The organism is Pseudomonas sp. SJZ131, from assembly GCF_007828705.1.
Lineage (GTDB): Bacteria > Pseudomonadota > Gammaproteobacteria > Pseudomonadales > Pseudomonadaceae > Aquipseudomonas > Aquipseudomonas prosekii.
Map to the genome: position 1 here is coordinate 1 of NZ_VIVC01000006.1, position 22,167 is coordinate 22,167.

26 protein-coding genes are annotated in these 22,167 nt (G+C 60.6%); 18 read left to right on the plus strand and 8 right to left on the minus strand.

Features of this window, described 5'->3' with window-relative positions; genetic code table 11:
* Window positions 1–310: 310 nt before the first annotated feature.
* The 4 genes from rhtA (at window position 311) to FBY12_RS23205 (ending at window position 3,139) form a co-directional block, all read left to right on the plus strand.
* Complete coding sequence (gene rhtA, locus FBY12_RS23190; RefSeq protein WP_121731422.1) at window positions 311–1,198, plus strand: threonine/homoserine exporter RhtA; 888 nt, start codon at window positions 311–313, stop codon at window positions 1,196–1,198.
* 173 nt (window positions 1,199–1,371) lie between these two features.
* Window positions 1,372–1,653 (plus strand): hypothetical protein, encoded by a 282-nt coding sequence (locus FBY12_RS23195; protein WP_109520147.1) that lies wholly within the window; start codon window positions 1,372–1,374, stop codon window positions 1,651–1,653.
* 69 nt (window positions 1,654–1,722) lie between these two features.
* Window positions 1,723–2,451, plus strand: a complete 729-nt coding sequence (locus FBY12_RS23200) for an SDR family oxidoreductase (RefSeq protein WP_145256241.1) — start codon at window positions 1,723–1,725, stop codon at window positions 2,449–2,451.
* A gap of 97 nt (window positions 2,452–2,548) precedes the next feature.
* Window positions 2,549–3,139, plus strand: a complete 591-nt coding sequence (locus FBY12_RS23205) for a 2-hydroxychromene-2-carboxylate isomerase (protein WP_145256244.1) — start codon at window positions 2,549–2,551, stop codon at window positions 3,137–3,139.
* A gap of 51 nt (window positions 3,140–3,190) precedes the next feature.
* Here the strand turns inward: FBY12_RS23205 and FBY12_RS23210 are convergent, their stop codons facing one another.
* From FBY12_RS23210 to FBY12_RS23225, 4 genes are all read right to left on the minus strand, one after another.
* Complete coding sequence (locus FBY12_RS23210) at window positions 3,191–4,999, minus strand: aminopeptidase P family protein (RefSeq protein ID WP_145256247.1); 1,809 nt, start codon at window positions 4,997–4,999, stop codon at window positions 3,191–3,193.
* A gap of 69 nt (window positions 5,000–5,068) precedes the next feature.
* Window positions 5,069–6,226, minus strand: coding sequence for an aminotransferase class V-fold PLP-dependent enzyme (locus FBY12_RS23215; RefSeq protein ID WP_145256249.1), 1,158 nt, complete (start codon window positions 6,224–6,226; stop codon window positions 5,069–5,071).
* Window positions 6,227–6,389: 163 nt separating this feature from the next.
* Window positions 6,390–7,004, minus strand: a complete 615-nt coding sequence (locus tag FBY12_RS23220) for a LysE family translocator (RefSeq protein ID WP_092279687.1) — start codon at window positions 7,002–7,004, stop codon at window positions 6,390–6,392.
* 102 nt (window positions 7,005–7,106) lie between these two features.
* Complete coding sequence (locus FBY12_RS23225) at window positions 7,107–7,376, minus strand: hypothetical protein (protein ID WP_121731428.1); 270 nt, start codon at window positions 7,374–7,376, stop codon at window positions 7,107–7,109.
* A gap of 389 nt (window positions 7,377–7,765) precedes the next feature.
* On the opposite strand from FBY12_RS23225, the gene msuE reads away from it, so the two are divergent.
* From msuE to FBY12_RS23250, 4 genes are all read left to right on the plus strand, one after another.
* Complete coding sequence (gene msuE, locus FBY12_RS23230; RefSeq protein WP_121731429.1) at window positions 7,766–8,329, plus strand: FMN reductase; 564 nt, start codon at window positions 7,766–7,768, stop codon at window positions 8,327–8,329.
* 10 nt (window positions 8,330–8,339) lie between these two features.
* The gene (gene ssuD / locus FBY12_RS23235; protein WP_092279681.1) at window positions 8,340–9,485 is read left to right on the plus strand and encodes an FMNH2-dependent alkanesulfonate monooxygenase; all 1,146 of its coding nucleotides are present in this window, start codon (window positions 8,340–8,342) and stop codon (window positions 9,483–9,485) included.
* A 132-nt stretch (window positions 9,486–9,617) separates the two neighbouring features.
* Window positions 9,618–10,805, plus strand: a complete 1,188-nt coding sequence (locus FBY12_RS23245; RefSeq protein WP_145256252.1) for an acyl-CoA dehydrogenase family protein — start codon at window positions 9,618–9,620, stop codon at window positions 10,803–10,805.
* 22 nt (window positions 10,806–10,827) lie between these two features.
* A complete protein-coding gene (locus tag FBY12_RS23250) occupies window positions 10,828–11,931 on the plus strand; it encodes a sigma-54-dependent Fis family transcriptional regulator (RefSeq protein WP_121731431.1) in 1,104 nt (367 codons plus the stop codon).
* Window positions 11,932–11,956: 25 nt separating this feature from the next.
* Here FBY12_RS23250 and FBY12_RS23255 read toward each other — a convergent pair whose 3' ends face one another.
* Window positions 11,957–12,322 carry an antibiotic biosynthesis monooxygenase gene (locus FBY12_RS23255; RefSeq protein WP_145256990.1) on the minus strand — a complete coding sequence of 122 codons (366 nt, stop codon included), beginning with the start codon at window positions 12,320–12,322 and terminating at the stop codon, window positions 11,957–11,959.
* Window positions 12,323–12,446: 124 nt separating this feature from the next.
* Between FBY12_RS23255 and soxR the strand changes: the two genes are divergently transcribed.
* Window positions 12,447–12,905: a redox-sensitive transcriptional activator SoxR gene (gene soxR / locus FBY12_RS23260; RefSeq protein WP_145256255.1), complete on the plus strand. Its 459-nt coding sequence runs from the start codon at window positions 12,447–12,449 to the stop codon at window positions 12,903–12,905.
* A gap of 112 nt (window positions 12,906–13,017) precedes the next feature.
* Here the strand turns inward: soxR and FBY12_RS28230 are convergent, their stop codons facing one another.
* The gene (locus tag FBY12_RS28230; protein ID WP_145256258.1) at window positions 13,018–13,140 is read right to left on the minus strand and encodes a pentapeptide repeat-containing protein; all 123 of its coding nucleotides are present in this window, start codon (window positions 13,138–13,140) and stop codon (window positions 13,018–13,020) included.
* Here FBY12_RS28230 and FBY12_RS23270 point away from each other — a divergent pair.
* From FBY12_RS23270 to FBY12_RS23310, 9 genes are all read left to right on the plus strand, one after another.
* Window positions 13,124–13,582: a VOC family protein gene (locus FBY12_RS23270; protein WP_145256261.1), complete on the plus strand. Its 459-nt coding sequence runs from the start codon at window positions 13,124–13,126 to the stop codon at window positions 13,580–13,582. The two genes, FBY12_RS28230 and FBY12_RS23270, sit on opposite strands and share 17 nt — an antisense overlap.
* Before the next feature lie 365 nt (window positions 13,583–13,947).
* Window positions 13,948–15,144, plus strand: coding sequence for a PepSY domain-containing protein (locus FBY12_RS23275; protein ID WP_145256264.1), 1,197 nt, complete (start codon window positions 13,948–13,950; stop codon window positions 15,142–15,144).
* Entirely contained in the window at window positions 15,141–15,683 is a 543-nt protein-coding gene (locus tag FBY12_RS23280; protein WP_101206986.1) for a thiamine pyrophosphate-binding protein, read from the plus strand. The genes FBY12_RS23275 and FBY12_RS23280 overlap by 4 nt, the downstream gene beginning before the upstream one ends.
* On the plus strand, window positions 15,680–16,021 hold the full coding sequence (locus tag FBY12_RS23285) for a hypothetical protein (RefSeq protein WP_145256267.1): 342 nt from the start codon (window positions 15,680–15,682) through the stop codon (window positions 16,019–16,021). Before FBY12_RS23280 ends, FBY12_RS23285 begins: the two co-directional genes overlap by 4 nt.
* Before the next feature lie 2 nt (window positions 16,022–16,023).
* Window positions 16,024–16,629 carry a DUF6162 family protein gene (locus tag FBY12_RS23290; RefSeq protein ID WP_145256270.1) on the plus strand — a complete coding sequence of 202 codons (606 nt, stop codon included), beginning with the start codon at window positions 16,024–16,026 and terminating at the stop codon, window positions 16,627–16,629.
* Window positions 16,630–16,664: 35 nt separating this feature from the next.
* A complete protein-coding gene (locus FBY12_RS23295; protein WP_145256273.1) occupies window positions 16,665–17,591 on the plus strand; it encodes a metal ABC transporter substrate-binding protein in 927 nt (308 codons plus the stop codon).
* Entirely contained in the window at window positions 17,588–18,364 is a 777-nt protein-coding gene (locus tag FBY12_RS23300) for a metal ABC transporter ATP-binding protein (RefSeq protein WP_256663348.1), read from the plus strand. Before FBY12_RS23295 ends, FBY12_RS23300 begins: the two co-directional genes overlap by 4 nt.
* Window positions 18,364–19,263: a metal ABC transporter permease gene (locus tag FBY12_RS23305; RefSeq protein WP_092279663.1), complete on the plus strand. Its 900-nt coding sequence runs from the start codon at window positions 18,364–18,366 to the stop codon at window positions 19,261–19,263. The genes FBY12_RS23300 and FBY12_RS23305 overlap by 1 nt, the downstream gene beginning before the upstream one ends.
* Complete coding sequence (locus FBY12_RS23310; RefSeq protein WP_145256276.1) at window positions 19,264–20,166, plus strand: metal ABC transporter solute-binding protein, Zn/Mn family; 903 nt, start codon at window positions 19,264–19,266, stop codon at window positions 20,164–20,166. It begins immediately after the preceding gene.
* Window positions 20,167–20,364: 198 nt separating this feature from the next.
* Here the strand turns inward: FBY12_RS23310 and FBY12_RS23315 are convergent, their stop codons facing one another.
* A complete protein-coding gene (locus FBY12_RS23315; protein ID WP_121731443.1) occupies window positions 20,365–20,592 on the minus strand; it encodes an MbtH family protein in 228 nt (75 codons plus the stop codon).
* Window positions 20,593–20,674: 82 nt separating this feature from the next.
* The gene (locus FBY12_RS23320) at window positions 20,675–22,087 is read right to left on the minus strand and encodes an aspartate aminotransferase family protein (RefSeq protein ID WP_092279657.1); all 1,413 of its coding nucleotides are present in this window, start codon (window positions 22,085–22,087) and stop codon (window positions 20,675–20,677) included.
* Window positions 22,088–22,167: the final 80 nt, after the last annotated feature.

Sequence of the window (22,167 nt, forward strand, 5' to 3'; positions counted from 1 at the left end):
AGGCGAATTCTACAGCGTTACTCGCTGCTGTCAACCCCTCTTTTTCAACCCCCTTTCGCGCTTCGATGAACTGAAGCAACTCACTGCCGAAACCTTCGCAACTCATTGTTTACCAAGGAGTTTTCCGTTTCGACTGCGCCGGAAGTGGGGCGAATTATAGACTTCCAGATTCTGCCGTCAAGCGCTGATTTGCTGTTTCAATCAAATCGGCTAAAAACCTCCTTTATATAGACGCCGGCTTATCGAGTGCGCAGTATATTGCCCACACGTAACATCATAATTCGCCTACTGCCTCGGACGACGCCTCGCAATGAATGACCAACCCCGCACGCTTGCCTCCACCCTGTTCTCGGTTGGCCTTCTATTAATAGCCATGGCATCGATCCAGTCCGGGGCATCCCTGGCCAAAAGCATGTTCCCCATCGTCGGCGCGCAAGGGACCACAACCCTGCGGCTGATTTTCGCCAGCGTGATCATGCTGCTGATCCTGCGCCCATGGCGAGCAACGCTGACCGCCAAGTCACTACGCACTGTGATCATCTACGGCATGGCATTGGGCGGAATGAACTTCCTCTTCTATATGTCCCTGCGCACCGTTCCGCTGGGTATCGCCGTAGCGTTGGAATTCACCGGCCCATTGGCCGTCGCGATCTACGCCTCGCGTCGCGCCATCGACTTCCTGTGGATCGCGCTCGCCGCCGTCGGTTTGCTGCTATTGATACCCACCGGCGCGACATCCGCCGGAATTGACCTGGTGGGCGCCGGTTACGCACTCGGCGCCGGTGTGTGCTGGGCGCTGTACATTCTGTTCGGGCAGAAGGCCGGCGCCGACAACGGCGTCACAACCGCCGCGTTGGGCGTGATGATCGCCGCACTGTTCGTTGCACCGATCGGCATCGTCCACGCTGGCGCCGCGTTGCTCACTCCTTCGCTGATCCCGGTGGCCATTGGGGTCGCCGTGCTGTCCACCGCCCTGCCCTACACCTTGGAAATGGTCGCCCTGACGCGAATGCCCGCACGAACCTTCGGCACATTGATGAGCATCGAACCCGCGTTCGGTGCGCTCTCGGGTTTGCTGTTTCTCCACGAATACCTTTCGTTGTCACAGTGGATGGCCATTCTCTGCATCATTCTTGCCTCCGTTGGAGCGACACTGACCATGGGCAGCAACGCCAAACCCGCCGTCGCAGCAGATTGATACCGGATTTGACGAAGCTCTGGTATTTGCCGCTCATTTAGGCCATGTTTACCCGCGCTACTCGATGCCGCATTGGGAGAGTTTCAGACAGGTATAACAACGCGCATCAGCTGAAAGTGAAAGCGAACGCAGCCAGACCCGGGCGCCAGATCCGGGCCGCTATAAGGACAGTAATGAAACGAATTTTGATTTTGATCGCCGTACTCGCAATTGCAGGCTGCGCGGCGACTTCAAAGACCCAGGTCAAGCACGGCAAGAAAGGGCTGCACATCAACTGTTCCGGCCTCTCGTCCTCCTGGGACAAGTGCTACACCAGCGCCGCCAATTCGTGTGCGCCCAAGAGCTACAAGGTCATCGCCAAGTCGGGGGATTCGGTGGAGGAGCCTGGTGACTATCCTTTCGGGCTCAACCCTGCCGGTTATACCAGTCGCAGCATGATCGTCATCTGCAAGTAAACGGTCGACTGCCGGCTGATCCTGACCTAACGTTCGTTCTGCCAAGAGCGTTTACCAAAGGATCAGCCCATGAATAACAAGAAGGTCGTACTGGTTGTCGGCGCAGGTGATGCCACTGGCGGCGCGATTGCCAAGCGTTTTGCGCAGGAAGGCTTCGTTGCCTGCGTCACCCGGCGCAGCGCCGATAAACTCCAGCCACTGGTGGATGCGATCAACGCCAGCGGCGGCGAGGCGCATGGTTTCGCCAGCGATGCGCGCAAGGAAGAAGATGTAATCGCGCTGGTCGAGCAGATCGAAAGCGAGATCGGCCCGATTGAAGCATTCGTCTTCAACATCGGCGCCAACGTGCCGTGCAGCATTCTCGAAGAAACCGCCCGCAAATATTTCAAGATTTGGGAAATGGCTTGTTTCTCGGGATTTCTCAATGCGCGCGAAGTGGCCAAACGCATGGCCACACGCCAACGCGGCACGCTGCTATTTACCGGCGCCACCGCTGGATTGCGCGGCGCGGCCGGATTTGCCGCGTTCGCCGGGGCCAAGCACGGCATCCGCGCTTTGGCGCAAAGCATGGCGCGTGAACTGGGGCCGATGAACATTCACGTCGCGCATGTGGTGGTCGATGGAGCCATCGACACTGACTTCATTCGCAACAGTTTCCCGGAAAAATACGCGACCAAAGTAGACGACGGCATCCTCAACCCCGAGCACATCGCCGAAAACTATTGGTACCTGCACAGCCAGCCACGCGACGCCTGGACCTTCGAACTCGACCTGCGCCCCTGGAATGAACGCTGGTAACCCCGCGCCTCGCGACGACAGCTAACGACAACTGACTACATCCAAAACAGCCAAAACAGCCAAAACAGCCAAAACAGCCCAGCAGAGTGCATCGACGATGAGCAAAACCGTGGAGTTTTTCTTCGACCTCGGCAGCCCCGCCACCTACCTCGCCTACACCCAACTGCCGAACATCTGCGCGCAGACCGGCAGCCAACTGGTCTACAAACCGATGCTGCTCGGCGGCGTGTTCAAAGCCACCGGCAATGCTTCACCGGCGATGATCCCGGCGAAGGGTCGCTACATGTTCAAGGATCTGGATCGCTACGCTCAGCGATATGACGTGCCGCTGAAATTCAATCCGCACTTTCCGATCAATACGCTGATGCTGATGCGCGCCGTTACCGGCATGCAAGTACGCCATCCCGAACGCTTTCAGGCCTTCATCGATTGTCTGTTCAACGCGTTATGGGTCGAGGGTCGCAACCTTGATGATCCGGCTACGGTCGCAGCCGTGTTGACTGAAAACGGCTTTGAACCGAATGCAGTGCTGGCCCTGACTGCCGATGAGCAGATCAAAACCGTACTGAAAGAAAACACCGAACAGGCAGTGCAACGCGGCGTGTTCGGTGCGCCGAGCATGTTTGTCGGTGATGAGCTGTTCTTCGGACAGGACCGCCTGGACTTTGTCCGCGAAGCCCTGAGCTGAGGTCTTTCGGAAAAAATCAGGCGCTGAAAGCAGCGCCTGAATGCCAATCCATCAGATTGCCGCAGTCCGCGTGTTCAACCATTCCAGCGCAGCGCCGTCGAGCAGCGGGCTCAGGCGTTCACGCACTTCAGCGTGATAGCCGTTGAACCACTGCTTCTCCTCCAGCGTCAGCAGCGACGGCTCCAGGCAACGGGTGTCGATCGGGCACAGGGTCAGGGTTTCGAATTTGAGGAACTCACCAAATTCGCTTTTGCCGGCCTCGCGGTTCAACACCAGATTCTCGATCCGCACGCCCCAACGGCCCGGACGATAAGTCCCAGGCTCGATGGACGTAATCATCCCCGGCTGCATCGCGGTTTGTGGCGCGGCCGCCGCTTGATAGGCGATCACCTGCGGGCCTTCGTGAACATTGAGGAAATAACCCACGCCGTGCCCGGTGCCGTGACCGTAATCAACGCTTTCGGCCCAGATCGGCGCGCGCGCGATCGAGTCAAGCAGCGGTGAGAGAATGCCGCGAGGGAAATGCGCGCGGGACAAGGCAATCACGCCTTTGAGCACGCGGGTGCAATCGCGCTTCTGCTCCTCGGTCGGGGTGCCGACCGGGACCATGCGCGTGATGTCGGTGGTGCCGCCCAGGTATTGGCCGCCCGAGTCGATCAGCAACAAGCCGTCGCCCTCGATCACCGCGTGCTCTTCTTCCGTCGCGTGGTAATGCGGCATCGCGCCATTGGCGTTGAACGCGGCAATGGTGTTGAAACTCAACGACACATAATCCGGGCGACGCATGCGCGCGGCGGTCAGGTGTTCGTCGATGGTCAGTTCGGTGATGCGCTCGCGCCCCCACGCCGACTCCAGCCACGCGAAGAATTCGCACAGCGCCGCGCCGTCCTGTTCCATTGCCTGACGAATGTGTTCGGCATCGGCCAGGCTTTTCTGCGATTTGGCCAGTGTGGTCGGGTTCAAGCCTTCGAACAGTTTGACGCCGCTGTCGAGGTTATCCAGCAAACCGGCGGTGACGCGCGCCGGGTCGACCTGCAGGCTCGAACCGCTCGGCACCGCGCGCAAGGCTTCGGCGACTTCGCTGTAATCGCGCAGGGTCACGCCGTCCTGTTCAAGGATCGCGCGCAGTTCGGCGCTGACTTTGCTCAGCGCGACGAACAACGTCGCTTGGTCCTGGCTGATCAACGCGAAGGAAACGAACACCGGGTTAAACGAAACATCGCCGCCGCGCAGGTTGAACAGCCAGGCGATGTCGTCGAGCGTGGCGATGAAATGCCAATCGGCGTTGTGTTCTTTTAATACGCTGCGCAACTGCGCGAGTTTTTCGCCACGGCTGACGGTCGCTTGCGGCGGCAAATGTTGATAAATCGGCTCATTGGGCAGGCTTGGACGGTCGCTCCAGACTTCGCTCAACAGGTCGATGTCAGTGCGCAGGCGTGCGCCGCGCTCCTCGAGTTTGCTGCCCAGCGTGCGCGCCGAAGCCACGGCCATGACTGCGCCATCGACGGCAACCACGCCACCTTCAGGAGTTTGCTCGGCCAGCCAGTCCAGCGGGCTGGGTTGACCCGGTTGCAGTTTGACCAACTCGATGGCGCTGCCCTTGAGCTCCTTGCTCGCTTGTTCCCAATAACGGCTGTCAGCCCAGACGCCGGCGAAATCCGCCGTAACAATCAAGGTGCCGACCGAACCGTGGAAGCCCGACAACCATTGCCGGCCCTGCCAGTAACCCGGCAAGTATTCGGAGAGGTGCGGGTCGGCCGACGGCACCAGCAAGGCATGAATGCCTTCCCGGCTCATCAGCTCGCGGGTTTGCGCCAGGCGCTGGGGCACCAATCCGTTGGTCAAAGGCTGCGTACTCATCATTTCTCCTGCTAACCACTTGGTCATTCATTTTTGTTGAGTGCCGATCTGAGTCGGCGCTTTAACGGCCTATTGCCAGAACGCCGGGGCGCTGGTGCAGGCCGTTTTAATCAGTTGGACGGCTTGGTCGATATCCTGCTCGGTGGTGAAACGGCCGAGGCTCAAACGAATGGTGCGCCCGGCGGATCGCGCGTCATGCCCCAGCGCCAACAACACGTGGGACGGTGCGTTGCTCGCGGAATTGCACGCCGAGGTCGCGGAAAACGCAATCGAATGGCCCAGCGCTGTCACGTTGAATTCACCTTCGCCGAAGGTCAGGCTCAACGTATGCGGAATGCGCTGGGTGGCGCTGCCATTGAGGCGCACGCCGGGGAGACTGAGCAGTTGTTCGAGCAAGCGCTCGCGCAAGTGGGCGATGGTGGCTTTCTCGTCGTCGAACAGACTGGCGGCCAACGCAAACGCTTCGCCCATGGCGACGATCTGGTGCGTGGCCAGCGTCCCGGAACGCAACCCGCCTTCATGCCCGCCGCCGTGGATCTGCGCCTGCAAGCGTTGTTGTGCGCGCGGGCCGACGTAGAGCGCGCCGATGCCTTTGGGGCCGTAGATCTTGTGCGCGGAAAACGACATCAGGTCGACCGACCACTCGGCCAGATCAATCGCGACTTTGCCTGCGCCTTGCGCGGCGTCAACGTGAAACAGCGCGTCACGATTACGCACAACCTGGCCAATCGCCGGAATGTCGTTGACGGTGCCGAGTTCGTTATTGACCAGCATCAGCGACACCAAAAAGGTGTCGTCGCGCAATGCTTCGCTGACCGCTTGCGGGGTAATCAGGCCTTCGGCATTGGGGACCAGATAAGTCACCGCCACGCCGGCGTCTTGCAATTGTTTCGCGGTATCGAGGATCGCCTTGTGTTCAATCTGGCTGGTGATGATGTGGCCGCCCGACACACCTCGCGCCTGGGCGACACCCTTGAGCGCGAGGTTGTTCGATTCAGTGGCGCCGGAAGTCCAGACGATTTGATCCGCGTGGGCACCGACCAATTCGGCTACTTGCCGGCGCGCCTGCTCGACCGATTGCCGGGCCTGTTGGCCGAAGGCATGGGAGCTGGAAGCCGGGTTGCCGAAGTTGCCGTTGAAACCCAGGCACTCGACCATGACTTTGATGACTCGCTCGTCCACCGGCGTGGTGGCGGCGTAGTCGAAATACAACGGACGTTTATTCATAAAAAGGCTCGCAGAGCGTGTTCCGGAATCAGGTAAGCGGTGCGCAGACGCCAGCAATACCTGAGCGGATGCTGTTAAAGAAATACGACTTCTCTTCAAAGTGCGTAGGAACGCTCCCGAAGGCGAGCTTAACAGGCATCGGCCAACCGGTTGAAGCAATGCATCAGCTAAAGCCTTCGAGCAACAACGGATACAGCGAAACCACCAGCAACGCCGCCATGCCCCAATTGAACAGGCGCAACCAGCGAGGATCGCGCAAGACGTTGCGCAACAGCCTGCCGCAGGCAACCCAGACACTGACGCTCGGCAAATTGATCAAGGCAAAAACCGCGGCAATCACCAGCACATTGGTGAAATAACCCTGCATCGGCGTGTAGGTGCTGATGGCACCGATGGCCATGATCCACGCCTTGGGATTGACCCACTGGAACGCTGCCGCGCCGAGATAACTGATCGGTTTGCCCTCGCCGCGCTCGCCTTCCGCGACCGGCCCAGAATGGGCAATTTTCCACGCCAGATAGAGCAAATACGCGGCGCCGACGTAGCGCAATACCGCGTAGAGCAATGGATAGTTCTGAAACACCGTGCCCAGGCCGAAACCCACTGCAACCACCATGACAAACAGGCCGCAGGTAATCCCGAGCATGTGCGGAATGGTCCGGTTAAAGCCGAAATTCACGCCCGATGCCAGCAACAACGTGTTGTTCGGGCCAGGAGTGATCGAGGTTACGAGGGCGTACAGGGCGAAGCCCAGCAGCAAGTCGAGCGAGAGGGTCATCGGCGGCATTTCCGTCAGGGTCAGTCAGGCATTGACCCTAGCGCACGGCTTGCGCGAAACCCACGGACAGTTGGGTGAAAGTTCGAACAGTACAGTTGCGGCTCAGCTTGGACGACCGTGCAGGTGTACGGCACGTTCGGCGCTCATTTCACCTTGGCTATCAAAACCGAAAGTCTTCTGCGGCTGGCCGAGCAATTCGGCTTTTTTCGCGTGGTATTCATCGAAGGACAAACCGCGACGGTTCAGCGCTTCCATTGCCAACTCCCTGGTCTCTTCTGCGGTGTAGGGGCGCAGCTCGGGGGAAACATGGCTGGCGCATCCAGCGAGAACGGAGATGGCGAGCAACAGGGAAGCGGTGAGTAAGCGGTTCATGGCGAGCGTCCTGGCAATCTGATGTTTGGCGATGGGTGAAGGCTACGCCCGGCCCGCGATTGGCAGAAATCAACGCTCTCGATAGTGGGTATCGGCCAGCGGAAACAAAAGATCACATATTCATTAAAGATCTATAAATATCCGTTAATGATCTTTTGAGGAATAAAGGCAAACCTTTATAACAACCCCATCGCCGCACGCACTGTTGCCCACGCAACTGTTTGCCAGGCAACAGTCATTCAACAAACAGCCCCGCCAATCGCACAGTCTGCGTCGAATATGGCGCTCGAAGCCCAGCAAATACGGGCTGCGAAGGATTGGTACAGGTCTTGCTCCAACCCAGTGACTAGTCACTGCTCGCTGAGCAACTGTTTAAAAAGGAACTGATCATGTCGCGTCCACTGAAAGTCGTTGCCCTCTCCGGCGGAACCTGGCGCCCGTCGCGCACCTTGGTACTGACCCAGGCGCTGTTGGCCGAACTGGCCGAGCAGTTGCCGATCGAGAGCAAATTGATCGAACTGGGCGACATTGCCCGCCCGCTCGGCGCCGCGCTGTCGCGCCAGGAACTCAGCGCCGAGATCGAAGCCGAGCTGCAAGCCATCGAAAGCGCCGACCTGCTGATCGTCGCCGCGCCGGTTTATCGCGGCTCTTATCCGGGCCTGCTCAAGCATCTGTTCGATCTGATCGACCTCAATGCGCTGATCAATACGCCAGTGCTGCTGGCCGCAACCGGTGGCAGCGAACGGCATGCATTGGTGCTCGATCATCAGTTACGGCCGCTGTTCAGTTTCTTCCAGGCCCTGACCTTGCCGATTGGCGTGTACGCCACCGAGGCCGATTTCGCCAATTACCAGATCACCAGTGAGCCCTTGAAGGCCCGCATTCGTCTTGCTGCAGAACGCGCCGCGCCGCTGTTCGGCGTGCACCCCAAAAATCTGCTGAAAATCGCTTAAGGATCTCTTCATGGATGTTTTCTGGTTCCTGCCGACTCACGGCGACGGCCATTACCTGGGCACTACCCAAGGCGCGCGCCCGGTCACGCTCAACTATCTGAAACAAGTGGCGCAGGCCGCCGACAGCCTCGGTTACCACGGCGTACTGATTCCCACCGGGCGCTCCTGCGAAGACTCGTGGGTGATCGCATCGGCGCTGGTGCCGCTGACCGAACGCTTGCGCTATCTGGTGGCGATTCGGCCGGGGATCATTTCGCCGACGGTTTCGGCGCGCATGGCTGCGACCCTGGATCGCCTGTCGAATGGCCGCTTGCTGATCAACGTGGTCACCGGCGGCGATCCCGATGAAAACCGTGGCGACGGGATCTTCCTCGATCACAGCGAACGCTACGAAGTCACCGACGAATTTCTGAAGATCTGGCGCCGTGTGTTGCAGGGCGAATCGGTGGATTTCGAAGGCAAACACTTGCAGGTACAAAACGCCAAGGCGTTGTATCCGCCGGTGCAAAAACCCTATCCGCCGTTGTACTTCGGCGGTTCTTCGGAAGCTGCCCACGAACTCGCCGCCGAACAGGTTGACGTGTACCTGACCTGGGGCGAACCACCGGCCGCCGTCGCCGAAAAACTCGCCGATGTGCGTGAGCGTGCGGCGCGCAACGGGCGCACGGTGAAGTTCGGGATTCGCTTGCACGTGATCGTTCGCGAAACGGCGGAAGAAGCGTGGAAAGCTGCGGACAAACTGATCGAGCACATCAGCGACGAGACCATTGCTGCGGCGCAGAAGTCGTTTTCGCGGTTCGACTCGGAAGGCCAGCGGCGCATGGCGGCGTTGCATGACGGGCGTCGCGACAATCTGGAAATCTCGCCGAACCTGTGGGCCGGCGTCGGCCTGGTGCGTGGCGGTGCCGGAACCGCATTGGTCGGCGATCCGCAGCAAGTCGCGGCGCGGATCAAGGAGTACGCGGATTTGGGGATCGAGAGTTTTATCTTCTCCGGGTATCCGCACCTGGAAGAAGCCTATCGCTTTGCCGAACTGGTGTTCCCGTTGCTGCCGGAACCGTATGCGAGCCTGGCCGGGCGCGGCGTGACCAACCTCACTGGGCCGTTCGGCGAAATGATCGCCAACGACGTATTGCCGAGCAAAGCCACGGCCTGACCCACGCAGCTCTTGTAGGAGCGAGGCTTGCCCGCGAAGAAGGCACTGCGGTGTATCTGATGGACCGCGTTACCGTTCTTCGCGGGCAAGCCTCGCTCCTACGAGGGACGTCGTACATAAAAGGAAATTCGCGTGACGGCCAAACCACGAAGCGCCCTGTTATCTCCCCTGCAAACCGCCCGCCAATTGGCGGCAGATTTTGCCCTGACTGCCGTCGAGCGCGACGAACGCGGCGGTACGCCCAAAGCCGAGCGTGATGCATTGCGCAACAGCGGCCTGCTCGCGCTAAGCATTCCGACCCAGTACGGCGGCCTCGGCGCCAGTTGGAGCGAAACCCTGAGCGTGGTGCGCGAATTCGCCAAGGTCGACAGTTCAATCGCCCACGTCTTCGGTTTCCATCACCTGATGCTCGCCACCGTGCGCCTGTTCGCCAAACCCGAACAGTGGCAGCCGTGGTTCGAACAGACTGCGCGCAAAAACTGGTTCTGGGGCAACGCCCTGAATCCGCTGGATACGCGCACCGTGGTGAAAAACCTCGGCGGCTGGCGCGAGTTCTCCGGGAAGAAAAGCTTCTGCTCCGGCGCCAGCGATTCGCAGATGCTGATCGCTTCGGCGGTCGATGAAAGCGCTGGCGGCAAGCTGTTGATCGCCGCGATCCCCAGCGGTCGCAGCGGCATCACTCTGCACAACGACTGGAACAACATGGGCCAGCGCCAGACCGACAGCGGCAGCGCCACTTTCGAACGCGTGCGGGTCGAAGAGTCGGAATTGCTCCTCGATCCGGGGCCGTTGAGCACGCCGTTCGCCTGCTTGCGGCCGCTGATTGCGCAACTGACCTTCACCCATATGTTCCTCGGCATCGCCGAAGGCGCTTTCGAGGAAGCGCGCCAATACACCCTCACCGAAACCCGGCCCTGGCATAAATCCAGCGCTCGCGACGTGCGCGAAGACCCTTACGTGCTAGGCCATTACGGCGAATTCTGGGTCGCCCTCGAAGGCGTGCGGTTGCTGGTCGAACGCGCGGCCGACCTGCTCGACAAAGCTTGGGCCAGAGGGCCGAACCTCAGCGCCGAGGAACGCGGACACTTGGCCACAGCGATTGCCACGGCCAAGGTTGCCGCCACGCGCAACGGTCTGGAATTGTGCAGCCGTTTGTTCGAAGTCACGGGCGCGCGCTCGACCCACGCCTCGCTGCGGCTGGATCGGCACTGGCGCAACCTGCGCACGCAAACCCTGCACGACCCGGTGGATTACAAACTCCATGAACTGGGTGATTGGGCGCTGAACCAGTCCCTGCCGATTCCGACTTTCTATTCCTGACCTTCTCTTCATGGAGCCTGCCATGCAACTGCTGACCCTACCGCCCTCGCCCGCCCTTGCCACGTCGATCCGTGCCACCGCGCAAGTGTTCGAAGACCCGAAATCCCAGGCCTTGCTCGCGCATTTGCAACAAGTCGCGCCGAGTGAAGCCAGCGTGCTGATCATCGGTGAAACCGGCACCGGCAAAGAACTCGTCGCGCGGCATATCCACAACCTCAGCGCCCGGCGCAACCGGCCGTTCGTGGCGGTGAACTGCGGCGCGTTCTCCGAATCGCTGGTCGAAGCGGAATTGTTCGGCCACGAAAAAGGCGCGTTCACCGGTGCCCTGAGTGCCAAGGCCGGTTGGTTCGAAGAGGCGGATGGCGGCACCTTGTTCCTCGATGAAATCGGTGATTTGCCGATGGCGATCCAGGTCAAGTTGCTGCGCGTGTTGCAGGAGCGCGAAGTGGTGCGGCTGGGTTCGCGCAAGAGCATTCCGATCGACGTGCGCGTCTTGGCGGCGACCAACGTGCAATTGGAAAAAGCCATTAATGCCGGGCATTTTCGCGAGGACCTGTATTACCGCCTCGACGTCGTCAGCCTCGAACTCAGCCCCTTGCGCGATCGCCCCGGCGACATCCTGCCGCTGACCCGGCATTTCGTCGAAGCCTACAGCCAGCGCCTCGGCTACGGCACCGTCACGATCAGCAAAGAGGCCGAGCTGAAACTGCGCAGTTACAGTTGGCCGGGCAATATCCGCGAACTGGAAAACGTCATCCACCACACCTTGCTGATCTGCCGCAACGGCGTGATCGAACGCGACGATTTGCGCCTGTCGAATATGCGCATCGAGCGTCAGGACGATCACCACGGCAACGTCGATGATTCGCCGGAAGCGCTGCTCGACCGTGCTTTCCAGAAACTCTTCGAGGAACAGGCCGGCGCGCTGCATGAAAAAGTCGAAGACGCCTTGCTGCGCGCCGCTTACCGCTTCAGCCATTACAACCAGGTGCACACCGCCGCACTGCTCGGTTTGAGCCGCAACGTCACGCGCACGCGTTTGATCAAGATCGGCGAACTGGCGGTGAACAAGCGCCGGCCCACCGAGAATGTGCAGGGCGAGCGCTTGATGCAGTTGTCGATCTGACGGTTGGCTTACGGCACCTGCTTTTTCACAGAACCAGATTGCAGTGCAGCGCGTTGTCGTGGCTGCGCTCCAGGCTGTGCAATACCTGAAATGAACCGAACGTCACGGTTTTTGCCTGGTGCGCGCGAATCAATTGCCAGAAATCCTGCTCGCCGCTTTCGAAGCGCTGAAACGCCGCTTCCCCGGCCTCGCGCGATTGCCATTGCAGGTAATTGAGCACCCGCCGGCCATCGTCGCTGGCCTGAATGCTCGCACTTAAAAAGCCGCTGAAATCCTGCGCCAGACGCTCGGTTTGCGCCGACAGCGCCGAGACGAGCGCGGGTTGCTGATGAGGCTCGATCTCGAATTCGATCAATTGGGTGAAACTGCGATTTTTCTCTGACGTGTACATGACTGACGTCTGCATGACTGGCGTGCGCATAAATAGTCCCCACTGACCGGTAAACCGGACCTTGCGATCCGAAGGCCTGCAGGGTAAAACCTCAAGTTAACTAGAGGTCAAGAGGCTTTTCATCATGATCACTGCGGAAAATCTGCACAAGGAACTCACTGTCGGCCAAGTCGCCGCCCGCAGCGGCGTGGCCGTGACCGCGCTGCACTTTTATGAAACCAAAGGTTTGATCAAGAGCTATCGCAATCAGGGCAATCAGCGCCGTTATCCGCGCGAAGTGCTGCGCCGGGTCGCGTTGATAAAAGTTGCCCAGCGCTTGGGCATTCCGCTGGCGGAGATTGGCGAGGCACTGAAAGCGTTGCCGGACAACCGCGCGCCGACAGCGGCGGACTGGCAAGTGTTGTCGGCGCAATGGAGCCGCGAACTGGATGAGCGTATTGCGCAATTGACCCTGTTGCGCGACCGGCTGAACGGCTGCATCGGTTGCGGCTGTCTGTCGATGCAAGCATGCCCGTTGCGCAATTTTGGCGATGTGCTCGGGGAGCAAGGGCCGGGGGCGCATTTGATTTCTGGCGCTGACTGATCCCCCGTAGGAGCGAGGCTTGCCCGCGAAAGCGCCCGAAAGGTCAAAACCTATGGTCGGCAGCATTGCTGCTCGTCGGGCCCCCGTCCGCCGAAATGGCGCTGGCCTATAGTTATTCGGCATCAAGTCGCGCTGTAGCACTCTTCAAATCAGCACCCTTCAAATCAGCACGACTCAAATCAGCACGACTCAAATCACCAACAAAAGGGAGATTCGTCATGAGCGTCAAACCCATTCCCGAGGGCTATCACAGCATCACGCCCTACCTCGGCATCGAAAAAGCCGCCGAGGCCATCGAGTTCTACAAAAAAGCCTTTGGCGCCACGGAAGTGATGCGCCTGTCGATGCCCGACGGCGGCATCGGCCACGCCGAACTGCGCATCGGCGACTGCCCGATCATGCTCGGCACGCCGTGCGATCAAGGCCCGTTGAGCAATCCCGACAACTCGCCGTCCGTGGGCCTGCATTTATATGTCAACGATGTCGACAAATCCTTTCAACAGGCGATTGCCGCTGGTGGCACCGTGGTGTCCGAGGTCAAGGATCAGTTTTACGGCGACCGCTCGGGGACGTTGAAAGACCCGTATGGGCACATGTGGTTTCTCGCCACGCGCAAGGAGGATTTGACGCAGGAGCAGATTGAGCAGCGGGCCAGGGAGATGTTTCAGCAGGGTTGAGATGTTCGAGATGTTTAGTGCCTGATCGGGCCTCTTCGCGGGCAAGCCTCGCTCCTACAGGGAGGGCTGCGCACACAAAATGTGTGTTCAACGCCAACTCCTGTGGGAGCGAGCTTGCTCGCGATAGCGTCCTCACCTCCACCGCAAATCCAAACGACCCACCGTGCGCCCAACCCAGCAAAACCTTCTGAAAATGGAAACGCGAAACATTTGCTTTCATATCTGCATCAGGATTTTCGTTGCTCATGCGTCTCATATAGATGCAGTCTGCCCGCGTAGGCAAAAGCCACGGCCGGACTTTTCCGGGTTCACCACGCTGCGAAGCCCGCAGTAGAGACCCCTTCATCGAACCAAGACCTCCAAAAATGTCGAAGAAATCCCGCTCCAAAATCTGGTTTCTGGTGCACAGCTGGCTGGCACTGCCGATCTGGTTTTTTGTGCTGATCGTCTGTGTGACTGGCACGCTCGCCGTCGTCAGCCAGGAAATCGTCTGGCTGGCCAGCCCGCAAATGCGCGCCAGCCAACCGTCGGACGACGCCCCGCTGCTCAGTTATGACCAGGTCCTTGCCGCCATCAAGCAAGCCGAACCGCAGCTTCTGGTTGAATCGATCAACCGTCCCGACGAGTCGCACTTCGCCCTCGATGTCGACGTCGCCTATCCCGACGGGCGCACGGTGACGGTTTACGTCAACCCGTACACCGGGGTCATTCAGGGCCCCGAACCGGAATTCAATTTCCGCGCGTTCACCCGCGCCTTGCATGGCTGGTGGCTGGTGCCGTTTACCAACGGTTTCAGTTGGGGCTGGTATCTGGTGTCGTTCCTCGGCTTGCCGCTGCTGGTTTCGCTGATTACCGGGCTGGTGGTCTACAAGAAATTCTGGAAGGGCTTTTTCAAGCCGACCCTGCGCTTTCGTCACGGCGCGCGGATTTTCTGGGGCGACTTTCACCGTCTCAGCGGGATCTGGTCGATCTGGTTTATTGCGGTCATGTCGATCACCGGCACCTGGTTCCTGATTCAGGCGTTGCTGTTCGATAACCAGATTTCCATTTCCAGCGCCCCGGTGATTCCAGCGATGTCGCGCGAAGCCGTGCCGATTTCGGCAGATGGCTCGCCGCCGCCGCGCATCGACCTGGACCGCGCCATTGCAATCGCCCAGGAAAAAATCCCCGGACTGGAAGCCAGCTCGGTCAGCCTGCCAGGCAATGGCTACAGCCACCTCGACATCTCCGGACGTGGCTGGTATCCGCTGATGTTCCAAAGCGCGACGATCAACCCGTTCAACGGTGAAATCGCTGCTTCGCGACTGTTGTCGGACCGTAACGCGCTGGAGTTCGTCACCGAATCCATGCGTCCACTGCACACCGGCGATTTCGGTGGGTTGTGGGTCAAGCTGATCTGGTTCTTCTTCGGCCTGCTGCTGAGCATGATGGTCCTCAGCGGCTTGCTGATCTGGACCAAACGTACCGCCCTCGCTACCGCCAATGCGCTCAAGCGCAGCCATAAAAAAAACCGCATTGCCACCGCGCAAGTCAATCGTGAAACCTCGGAGGCCAGCCTGTGAGCAAAGTCATCGCCGCCCCGCAACGCTCACGCCTGAGCGTGCTGTGGCACAAATGGCGTTTCCACCTGAACATTCTGTTGCTGCTGATCCCGCTGGGTTTCATGCCGAAATATTTTGCCGATGCGGCGTTGTTTCGCGGCGATGCCGGCCTCGGCGAACACGAAATCGGCGAGATCAAAGTCGGTCCGTGGAGCATGCGCCTCGCCGAATTACGCGATGAGGCGCCGCGCCCGGACGGTCCGGCCGGCTACTTGAAAAGCTTCAATGCGGCGCTGTGCAGCAGTTGCGTCGAACAGGTCAAGGCGACTTACCTGCGCATCGGCAAGCCGCGCAGCCTGCGCGCCGCCGGGGTGATTTTCTTCGGCACGCCGTACCGCATGGGCGCTTCGTTGCCGGTGCCGGTCAAAACCAAAGCCGATGCCGAGCTGTGGATCACCATGGAGGGCTGGGACGGTTCGATGCACCAGGCCTCGATCCCACTGAGCCAGGCATCCCCGGCCACCATCGCCTGGCTGAACAAACAAGGAGGCAAACCATGATCAACGTAATCCGCCCACTGCGCACCGCGCTGCTGGTGCTGTGTGCCGGTTTGAGCGCCGGGTTCAGCGCCAGCGCCCTGGCCCACAACCCGATGTGCGAATGCAAGGCGATTGATGCCGAGCAAATCAAATGCACCGGCGGTTTCTCCGACGGCAGCGGCGCACCGGGGGTAACGCTGGACGTGATCGGCTACGACGAAACCATTCTGGTACCGGGCAAGCTCGGCAGCGATTCGACGCTGACCTTCAAGAAACCCGGCGCCGAATTCTACGTGTTGTTCGATGCCGGCCCGGGTCACGTGGTCGAGATTGACCAAGCCGACATCGAGGCCCCGTAAGCATGAGCAGCCCCCTCCCCACAAGCAACGCCACCAGCGTTACTCCGACCACCCAAGTCGTGCGCCCCGCCGGCGCCGGGCATGAAACGCTGTATGTGCTGCTGTTGTGCCTGATGATCCTGGCGGTTGCCGGATCGGTGGTCGCCTGGCGCCATGAGTCGCAGGAAGTCAGCAGCGTCAACAGCCATCAACTCGACGCGCGCCGCGATTTGAGCGCGTCCGAGCAAGGCATTTACGCCGATCTGCGAGTGACACTCGACGAGATTCATCTGTTGCGCCAGGAACAAGCCGCGCTGCCGACCCCCGAAGTGCTGGCCGAGGAAGGTTTTGCGCCGTTTGCCCAGGACGCCAGTTCGGTCAGTCGCGGCAGCCATGCCTGGCAGTTGCTGGAGGCCAAAGCCTATTTCGGCCAGAGCCAGTCGCCCGATGTCGCCGGCTCATTCCTGATGCGCTTGACCGCTGACGATGACGCGCCGGACGTGTGGCTGCATCGCGGCAAATCCCTCGCCGCCCCGACTGACCTGACTGACGCCGCGCTGGAAAGCGCTGGCTGGCAGCAGATCGTCGCGCAATTCGATGCCGGCGTAACCCGCCAGCATCGGCACTGACCCCTCGCCTCCACCCGAGAGAAGACCGCTTTCCCATGCCTATTTCATCTCTACGTTCATTTTTGCGCCTGACCCTGGTTGGTTTGCTCGCCTGTCTGTTGGCACCGCTGGCCAGCGCCGACGAAGCCAAACGCCTGCGCATCGGCATCACGCTGCACCCTTATTACAGCTACGTGGCGAACATCGTCGGCGACAAGGCTGAAGTGGTGCCGCTGATCCCGGCCGGTTTCAACCCCCACGCCTATGAGCCGCGCGCCGAAGACATCAAGCGCATCAGCGGGCTCGACGTGGTGGTGCTCAACGGTGTCGGTCACGATGACTTCGCCGACCGCATGATCGCTGCCAGCGAAACGCCCAACGTCGCGGTGATCGAAGCCAACGAAAACGTACCACTGCTGGCCGCCACTGGCGTCGCCGCGCGCGGTGCCGGCAAAGTCGTCAACCCGCACACGTTCCTGTCGATCAGCGCCTCGATTGCCCAGGTCAACAACATCGCCCGCGAACTCGGCAAACTCGACCCGGACAACGCCAAGACCTACACGCAAAACGCCCGCGCTTACGGCAAACGTCTGCGCCAGATGCGCGCCGATGCCCTGGCCAAACTGACTGAAGCGCCGAACGCCGAACTGCGGGTTGCCACGGTCCACGCCGCTTATGACTACCTGCTGCGCGAATTTGGCCTGGAAGTGACCGCCGTGGTCGAACCGGCCCACGGCATTGAGCCGAGCCCGAGCCAATTGAAAAAAACTATCGACCAACTGCGTGAACTGGACGTCAAAGTGATCTTCTCGGAGATGGATTTCCCCTCCTCGTACGTCGACACCATTCAGCGCGAATCCGGGGTCAAGCTGTACCCGCTGTCGCACATCTCTTACGGCGAATACACCGCCGACAAGTACGAAAAAGAGATGACCGGCAACCTCAACACCGTGGTCCGGGCGATTCAGGAGTCGGGCGCATGACGGCAAAAGAAACCCTCGGCACAACAGATTTCCCAACAGGAGCAAGCCTGCTCCCACAGGTTTACGGGCCGACGCTGGAGTTCGCGCAGGTCGGTTTGACCCTCGGACGCACAGTCATCCTCGATCAGGTGACCTTCCAGGTGCAGCCCGGCAGCGTGCACGCTCTGGTCGGGCCGAATGGTGGCGGCAAGAGTTCGCTGATCAAGACCTTGCTTGGACAGATGCCGCATCAGGGCCGCTTGAGCCTGCAATGGCCCGGCGCGCCCGGCACCATTGGTTATGTGCCGCAAGCGCTGGAGTTTGATCGTGGCTTGCCGATGACCATCGACGATTTCATGGCAGCGATGTGTCAGCGCCGCCCGGCGTTCCTCGGGTTGAGCAAACATTACGCAGCGGCCATCGGCGAAGCGCTGGAACGGGTCGGCATGCAGGACAAACGCAAACGGCGCATGGGCGCGCTGTCCGGCGGTGAACGCCAGCGTGTATTGCTCGCGCAAGGGTTGATCCCCGCCCCGCAATTGCTGGTGCTCGACGAACCGATGTCGGCCCTCGATGAAGCCGGCATTCGCGTGTTCGAACGGCTCTTGGCCGACTGGCGCCAGAGCGGCATCACCGTGCTCTGGATCGAGCATGACCTGGAAGCGGTCAAGCGCCTGGCGGACCGGGTAACCGGGCTCAATCGCCACGTGTTGTTCGACGCCACGCCGGAGCAGGCACTGACCCCGGACCGTTTGCTCACCCTGTTTTCGACCCATCCACGGAGCGCTGTCTGATGAGTTATGAAGCCTTTCGTTTGATGGTTCAGGGTTGGGCGTCGTCCGGTTATCTGCCGGAAGCGCTGGCCTACGGCTTTGTCGTCAACGCGCTGCTCGCCGGCCTGTTGATTGGCCCGGTGCTCGGTGGCCTGGGCACGCTGGTGGTGGTCAAGCGCTTCGCGTTTTTCTCCGAAGCGGTCGGTCACGCGGCGCTGACCGGTGTCGCCGTGGGCATTTTGCTCGGCGAACCGTACACCGGGCCTTACGGCAGCCTGTTCGGCTACTGCTTGCTGTTCGGCATCCTGCTCAATTACCTGCGCAACCGCACGGGGCTGGCGCCGGACACCTTGATCGGGGTGTTCCTCTCCGTGTCGTTGGCACTCGGCGCGAGCCTGCTGCTGATTCTCGCGGGCAAGATCAACGTGCACATTCTGGAAAACGTGCTGTTCGGTTCAGTGCTGACGGTGAATGGCAATGACCTGCTGGTGCTGGCCATCGTCGGTTCACTGGTGATGGCGCTGGCCTTGCCGCTGTACAACCGCATCATGCTCGCCAGTTTCAATCCGCAACTGGCGGCGGTGCGCGGCGTCGCGGTGAAGACCCTGGATTACCTGTTCGTGATTCTGGTGACACTGATCACCGTCGCGGCGGTGAAAGTCATCGGCGCGATTCTGGTCGGTGCGTTGCTGGTGATTCCGGCCGCCGCCGCGCGGTTGCTCAGCCAGTCACTGAAAGGGTTTTTCTGGTGTTCGGTGGCGATTGCCACGGTCAGTACCCTGTGCGGCATTCTTGCGCCAATCGTCTTCGACCTGCCGATCCCGTCCGGTGCCGCGATCATTCTGGTCGCCGGTATCGCTTTCGCCCTGTCCGCCATTGCGCGCGGCGTCGTTCCTAGCCTGAAAGGGAATCTCGGATAAATGTCTTTCAATTTGCGTCAACTGACCCTCGCCGTCGCTCTGTGCGGGCTGGTCAACACCTCCTTTGCAGCGGACGCCGCCAAGCCATTGCGCGTGCTGGCGTCGTTGCCGATCACTTACGGCTTGGGCGAAGTGTTGCTCAAGGGCACCGATGTCAGCCTCGAACGTGCGGCGCCGGGCAACTTGCCGGGCAGCCGCCAGACCGCTTACTTCACCGGACGTGGCGCGCCGGCGCTGGCAAAACTGGCGACCGACGCCGATGCGGTGATCGGCCTGCGCTCGTTGTGGTCGGATGATCCGCTGTACCCGATTGCCCGCCGCAGCAATATCCGCATCGTCGAAGTCGACGCCGCGCGCCCGGTCGACGGCGCCCTGCCCGGCATTGCCGTGCAACCGGGCAACAAGGTCGATGGCCTGAACAGTCAGCCGTGGTTTTCCAGCAACAACATGGGGCGCATGGCGGACGTGATGGCCGCCGATCTGGTGCGTTTGGCGCCCGCCGCCAAGCCGAAAATCGAAGCGAATCTGGCGGCGTTGAAACAGCGTCTGCTCAAGTTCAGCGCCGACAGCGAAGCGCGCCTGGCGAGTGCCGACAACCTGACGGTGATGAGTCTCAGCGATCATTTTGCTTACCTGATCGGCGGCCTCAACCTGGAACTGGTCGGCGTCGATGCGCGGCCGGATGCCGAGTGGACGCCGCAAGATTTGCAGAAACTCGGTGCAACGCTCAAGGACAACGACGTCGCGGTGGTGCTGCATCATCGTCAGCCGTCGGACGCGGTGAAAGCGGTCATTAGCGAATCGGGAAGCCGTTTGGTGGTGCTGAGCACCGATGCGGCGGATCCGGTGGCCGAGTTGGAAGGGAATGTGGATTTGGTGATTAAAGGGTTGAGTGGCGCGTAACGTCAGATAGTCCGCGTTATCGTTCTTCGCGGGCAAGCCTCGCTCCCACAGGTGAACCGCAATCTCCCACACGGCTACCGCAATCTCCCGTAGGAGCGAGGCTTGCCCGCGAAGACTGCCTGACAGACGACACAAGTCCCAGATTCAAAAAAGCCCGCTGACCTCATCGGTTCAGCGGGCTTTTTTTACGCGGTGACTTTAGTGGGTCAAAGCCGCCTGCTCGTCCATCTTCTGGCGCAAGCTCAGCGGGCGCATGTCGGTCCAGGTTTCTTCGATGTAGGCCAGGCATTCCTGTTTCAGGCCACTTTTGCCCACGGTGCGCCAGCCTTGTGGCACGGCTTTGTAGTCAGGCCAGATCGAGTACTGCTCTTCATGGTTGACCACGACCTGAAAAAGGATGTCCTCGCGGTCGAATACTGACGTCATGGTGTGTCTCCATCGCTGTAGGGGTGGGCTGCGCGGCATGCGCAGCCGGTATGTAGAAAGAACGTTCGGGCCATCGGAAAATTTACAGGCCGGCGGTCGCTGCGACCAAGGCCCGGCCGAATATCTCGGCGACGCGGTCGATTTCAGCAGCGGTGATCACCAGCGGCGGCAGGAACCGCACCACCGCGCCATGCCGGCCGCCGAGTTCGAGGATCAAGCCACGCTTCAGGCATTCACGCTGCACCAGCGGCGCCAGACGGCCGAACGCTGGCGGATGGCCTTGCACGTCCGGCGCGCCAGTCGGGTCGACCAACTCGACGCCGAGCATCAAGCCGCGACCACGAATGTCGCCCAACTGCGGGAAGTCGCGCTGCAGAATGCGCAGGTGTTCGCTCAAGCGTTCACCCATGGCGGCGGCGTGTTCGCAGACGTTGTTGTCCTTGAGGTAACGCATCACCGCCGAACCGGCAGCCATGGCCATCTGATTGCCGCGGAACGTGCCGGCGTGTGCGCCCGGCAGCCAAGTGTCGAGCCAGTCGCGGTAAACCACCACCGCCAGCGGCAAACTTCCGCCGATGGCTTTGGACAGCACCACGACGTCAGGAATGATCCCGGCATGCTCGAAGGCAAACATCTTGCCGGTACGGGCGAAGCCGCTCTGGATTTCATCGACGATCAGCGCCACGCCAGCCTGTTCGGTGATACGGCGCAAGCCGCGCAACCAGTCGAGGTCCGCCGGAATCACGCCGCCCTCGCCCTGCACCACTTCGACGATCACCGCCGCTGGCAGTTGCACGCCGGCCTCGGGATCGTTGAGCAGGTTTTCCAGGTAGTTGAGGTTGACCTGCACCCCTTGCGCGCCACCGAGGCCGAACGGGCAACGGTAATCATAGGGATACGGCATGAACTGCACACCGCTGCTGAGCAACGCGCCCAACGGCTTTTTCGGCCCCAGGCTGCCCATCAGGCTCAATGCGCCCTGGCTCATGCCGTGATAACCGCCCTGAAATGACAACACCGTGCTGCGGCCGGTGGCGGTGCGCACCAGTTTTAACGCGGCTTCGACGGCGTCGGTGCCGGTCGGTCCGCAGAACTGGATTTTCGCCTCGGCGGCCAAGGCTGGCGGCAGCAGGCCGAACAGGTCCTGGACGAATTGATCCTTGACCGGGGTGGTCAAGTCGAGGGTGTGCAGCGGCAATTCATCGCTGAGCACTTGCTGGATCGCCTCGATCACCACCGCATGGTTGTGCCCCAACGCCAGCGTGCCGGCGCCCGCCAGGCAATCGATGAAACGGCGGCCCTCGACGTCTTCGACATAAATGCCCTTGGCGCGTTTGAGTGCCAGCGGAATCCGTCGCGGGTAGCTGCGAGCATTCGATTCCTGCTGGTTTTGCCGAGCCAGCAATGGCGATTCGTTGAACTGGTAAAGCGTCTCGGCAGGCGTCGGGGCAACCCGGGCCGGCTGATCTTCGATAAGGCTGGTAGCGACTGACATCTCTCGACCCCTCAATACGCTGTGAATAGTGACCAAAACTGCACACCGGGCAGGCGCGCGTTCCGGTGACGGGGCGCACT